Origin of the sequence: Candidatus Vampirococcus lugosii (genome assembly GCF_018420025.1) — a bacterium.
Lineage (GTDB): Bacteria > Patescibacteriota > Gracilibacteria > Absconditabacterales > Absconditicoccaceae > Vampirococcus > Vampirococcus lugosii.
The window spans coordinates 1-5,115 of record NZ_JAEDAM010000068.1 but is presented as its reverse complement, the minus strand read 5'-3'; the positions used below and the strand labels follow the sequence as shown (position 1 = coordinate 5,115).

The 5,115-nt window shown below is 20.3% G+C and carries 6 protein-coding genes; all 6 read right to left on the bottom strand.

The features are described 5' to 3' along the window. Positions 1–141: 141 nt before the first annotated feature. Positions 142–480: an IS1634 family transposase N-terminal domain-related protein gene (locus VAMP_RS04400; protein WP_213349738.1), complete on the bottom strand. Its 339-nt coding sequence runs from the start codon at positions 478–480 to the stop codon at positions 142–144. A 232-nt stretch (positions 481–712) separates the two neighbouring features. Then, positions 713–2,197 (bottom strand): carboxypeptidase M32, encoded by a 1,485-nt coding sequence (locus VAMP_RS04395; protein WP_213349736.1) that lies wholly within the window; start codon positions 2,195–2,197, stop codon positions 713–715. Between the two features lie 74 nt (positions 2,198–2,271). Next, positions 2,272–2,475, bottom strand: coding sequence for a hypothetical protein (locus VAMP_RS04390; RefSeq protein WP_213349734.1), 204 nt, complete (start codon positions 2,473–2,475; stop codon positions 2,272–2,274). 29 nt (positions 2,476–2,504) lie between these two features. Beyond that, positions 2,505–2,849 (bottom strand): hypothetical protein, encoded by a 345-nt coding sequence (locus VAMP_RS04385; protein WP_213349731.1) that lies wholly within the window; start codon positions 2,847–2,849, stop codon positions 2,505–2,507. 91 nt (positions 2,850–2,940) lie between these two features. Next, positions 2,941–3,402 (bottom strand): 8-oxo-dGTP diphosphatase, encoded by a 462-nt coding sequence (locus VAMP_RS04380; RefSeq protein WP_213349729.1) that lies wholly within the window; start codon positions 3,400–3,402, stop codon positions 2,941–2,943. Between the two features lie 7 nt (positions 3,403–3,409). After that, positions 3,410–4,858, bottom strand: a complete 1,449-nt coding sequence (locus VAMP_RS04375; RefSeq protein WP_213349727.1) for a methionine--tRNA ligase — start codon at positions 4,856–4,858, stop codon at positions 3,410–3,412. Positions 4,859–5,115: the final 257 nt, after the last annotated feature.

Below are 5,115 nucleotides of genomic sequence, written 5' to 3'. Positions count from 1 at the left end.
ACACATTCTGAATTGAAATAAATTTCGCAATAATTTTTATCATTTAGATAATTTTTAGATTTAAGTAATGTTATTGTTATTTCTATTTCTTTATCATTATATCATTTTTTAAATAATTGAGTTTTAAGTTGTGATTCTGTTTTAGGAAATTTGTAAATATAATCCATTGCATAATCTATACATTTTTTTTCAAATTATTTTTCAAAAAATATTGTCAAATATTTTTTGAAAAATAGTAATACTTCAATATTGTTTCGTTCCAATAACTTCCAAATCTTCTATTTTGTGCTTACTAACATTAGAAGTATTCCAATTAAGAGATTCTTTAAGAGCTAATAAAGATTTTGGAGGTAATTCAGAAAGATTAGCTATATTTCTATGTTTTACTTTTTTTGTATCTTTATCTCTAAAAGATTCAACAAGATAATGAGTGATATAAGTTTTTCAATTATATTTGCGAGTACTTTTTTTAATAAACATATTATAATTATTACCACTTAAAATAATAAAAGATAAAAAATAATATATTTTATATATAATAAAAAAAATCATAATTTCAAGAGAAAATACAACAATACTCGCCACTACAAAACTAACTATTTTTTGTTTACAAAGATGAGTTTAAATCAAGGATTTTTTGATAAAAAAATATCTTAATGTAATTAAAGATTAATTATAGTTCTTCTTAACATCAAGATATTTATTTTTTTTATTAATTTATTAAATCCAATGATTTATATTTATTTTCCATAAAAGATATATAAAAATCTATATCAAAATTATCTTTAGATAATGAATTTATAATATTTAAAGATGATTCTAAACTTCATTTTTGATGAATATTTTTATTTAACCATCAAATAATTGTATCAAAATCTTTATTTTCAATATATTTATCTACACCTCATAAATCTTTATCAAGATTTTGATATATCCATGATGCATACATATTACCTAATGAATAAGTAGGAAAATATCAAAATTCAGCTTGAGACCAGTGTATATCTTGTAAAACTCATTCTTTAAGATTTTTTGCTTCTAATCATAAATATTCTTTATATTTTTTATTCCAAATTTGTGGCATATCTTTAACTTTTATTTTGTTATCAAGCAATAATCTTTCAATTTCATATCTAATAATTATATGTATATGATAAGTTAGTTGATCAGCACTAGTTCTTATTAAACTTGGTTTTACATAATGTAATTCTTTTATGAAATCATTTTGATTTATATTTGATAATTCATTTGGAAAAAATTTTTTTAATAGAGGAAAGAAAGTATTCCAAAATACTGGATTTTTGGCAATGTATAATTCCCAAATCATACTTTGAGATTCATGAATAGCAAGAGATCTAATTTCTCATGATGGTAATCATATATCATTTTTATTTGTTCATAATTCACAAATTGCATGTCCCATTTCATGAATAGTACTCATAACACTATCTGTAATGGATCAAGCTTTTGTTCTAGTAGTAATTCTTACATCATTTGCACTAAGTGGAATAGTAAAAGGATGAGTAGATATATCAAGTCTTCAATTATCAAAATTGTATCAAATTTGTTTCAATAACTCTTTACATAATTCAAAAAGTTTTTGTGAATCAAATTTAATATTATCAATTTGTTTTGTATAATTTGAATTTGATAATTTTGAGATTAATTTTAAAAGTTTTGGTTTAAGTTGCGAAAAAATATTTTCTATATCATTTGTTTTTGTTCAAGGATCAAATTTATCTATAAAGAAATCATAAATATTATTTTCATATCAAATATATTCAGCTTGTTCTTTTCTAAGTTTCAAAAACTTTTCAAATTCTTCAGCAAAAATATCAAAATTTTCTTCATCTCTTGCTTTTTTCCAAGCACTAGAAGTTCTAGCTTCTTGTATTGCTATATCTTGTACCAATTTGCTTGGTAATTTTCTAATTTTTTGTATATCATTATAAATTATGTTTACATTTTGAGATTGTTTTTTATCAAGATTTTTATCTTTTTTTAAGTCTTTAATTAAAGAAAATAAATTTTCATCAATCAATTTTTCATGTTCAATTTTTGCTAAACTTGCCAATACTTCTCATCTATCATTACTCGCTAATTTTGGCATATAAGTTTCCATATCCCAAATCAAAATTGCTTGCATATTTCATAAATTTTTTAATTCTTTCATATTTTCAATTAATTTTTGGTACATATTTATTAGTTTATTTAATTTATATAAAATGATTAAATTTGTATATTTAAAGTAAAATCTTAATCTTTATTTTATTATTTTATATCATTATTTTTTATATATTTTTTTAATTCAGATATTTTATTTTTAATCTCCAAAAATTCGGGATCATTTTCCAAATCTTTAGATTTAGATTTTAATATATCACCAGACTTATCTCAAATTAATCATTGAGATACAATATCTTCAATTACTTCATTAGATTCCAAATTATTATCAAAATTTTCTGAGAATGACATTTTATTTTTGTAATTAATTAAAATAATTATTATATATTTATTTCTTTATCTAAATCAATATTAAGTTGTTCCAAAAGATTTTTTTGTTCAGATTTAGATTTTTGTATTAAATCAATAGATAAAGATTTTTTAAATTCTTGTAATTCATTTTCATCAAAAGAATCTATAAGTTTATTTGTAAATTTTCATAATGAACTTAATACAGAATCAAGCATTATTTCTATATTATATAAAATATTAACATCATTTATAGTAATTATAGATTTTATAATTTCATCTTTTTCAAATTTATCAAACAAAAAAATTGAATATATTTTATATTCCAAAGATTTTTTTAAATTTTCCAAAACTTGTTCATATCATTTGTTATACATTATAATATATATTTTATATAAAAATATAATAAGCTTTATTATAAATAATAAACTGTAAAATTTCAAATCTTTTTGAAGTTAATTTTTTATATTAATATTTTTTATAATTTATCATTTTGTTATTATCTCAAAATATGAAATCATATTCTACAATTTCTCAATTTAATACTTTTGGCAACCAGATAATATCATCTTCCCACATTTGATTGTATGGTATATCTTCGATATTGAACCACTTAGGTTTCATTTCCTCAGTTTCTATCAATTCTCAAGCAAATTTTTTAATTACAAATAAATATACATCTTGATCCCAATTTGAATTATTATTAAAATAAAAATGTAAAACTCCAAAATTTTCCAAATCTTCATTTTTAATAATTAATCATGTTTCTTCATAAGTTTCTCTTATTATTCAATCATTTATATTTTCTTCTTTTTCAAGTTTTCATCAAGGTCCGTTCCAAAGTCATTCTCCAAATCATCTTTTTTTCATACACAAAAGTATTTTATTATTTTTTTGATCCAATATTATTCATAAAGTTGTTTTTCCCATTTGTAAATTAATCTAATTTTTTAAATAAAACAATTTTTTCTATATTTTCCAAGCTTTTTTTAGCTTCATAACAAAATTTAGGAATTACTGGTTCATACAAATCTATCAAGATTGAAAGTAAATAAGATAAATTATTCAAACAAATTTGAATTTGTTTTTGATCTTTATTTTTTTCCCAAGGGGCTATATCATTAATATATCAATTACCCAAAATCGCTAGTTTGTGAACTTCATTAAAAGCAGAAGATAATTCAAAATTATCCATCAAATTCAAAGTATTTTTTTTGATATTATCAACTTTATTTTTAAATTCATTTTCAATTTTTTCAAAATCATTAATTTTTACTCATTTTTTATTTGCCAAATTTACAACTCTACTCAATAAATTTCAAAAATTATCAGCTAATCTTGAATTAATTACATCTTTTAATTCTTCTTCTTGATAATTTCAATCTCAAAAAGTATTTAAATAAGCTCATAAATAAAATCTAATATATTCAGATCAATATTTTTCCAATTGCTCAAAAGGAGAAACAACATTTCAGAGAGATTTTGACATTTTTTGTCATTTTCAGTCTAGAATATAGCCGTGCATCAAAAGTTTTTTTGAGAAATCCAAATCAGCACCTGCCAACATTCCTTGCCAAATTCATCATTGAAATCTTAAATTATCTGGTCCAAAAATTTGTATTCAAGGTCGCCATTGTTCAAAATTATTTTTATCACTAGCATAATCAATAGTTCATATATAATTTGTCAAAGCATCAAACCAAACATAAATAACTTGTTCATTATCATTTGGGACTTCTATTCACCAAGGCATTTTTTCTTTTCTTCTAGAAATACTAATATCTTGAATATCTTTTACAAAATTTTTTAGTTCATTAATTTTGGATTTAGGACTAAGTATATTAGGATTTTTTTCCAAATATTCAAGCATTTTTTCTTTATATTTACTAATAGCAAAAAAATAATTTTCTTCACTTATAGTTATACATTCTTTTTGATGAATAGGACATTTTCAGTTTATCAAATCTTTTTCAGTTTTGAATTCTTCACAACCTACACAATATTTTGCAGAATATTTTTTTTTGTAAATATCTCATTTTTGTAAACAATGATTCCATATTTTGTAAACATGTTTTTTATGATAATCAGCAGAAGTTCTATAAAAAAAATCATATTCAATATCAAATTTTTTACAAAAATCTTTAAATTGATTTGAATATTTATCTACAAATTCTTGAGTACTAATTCATTCTTCTTGTGATTTTTGGTGAATTTTTGATCAATGTTCGTCAGTTCATAAATTAAAAAAAACATTTTCTTTTCATAATTTTTTTCTTTTATATCTTGCTATAATATCAGCTTGTATAAATTCCAATGCATGTCCTATATGAGGAGTTGCATTTACATAAGGTAAGGTAGTTGTGATATAAAATTTATTTTTATTCATTTCAATTAATTATATTATTAAAAATATATAACTTTTTTATAATAAAGAAATTAATACTTTTTTCAAGATTTTTAAATTACTAATATTTTAAACTTTATAAATATTAAATTAATATAAAAAATATTTGTAATATAATTTTTTTATTTATATATAGATATATTTATTTTAAATAAATTTTTAAAAAAATGAAAAAAGAATAAAGTATTATTAATTTGGTTTTTTGGTACCTCTGATATTTGTTTGGATGGTAAATTAAT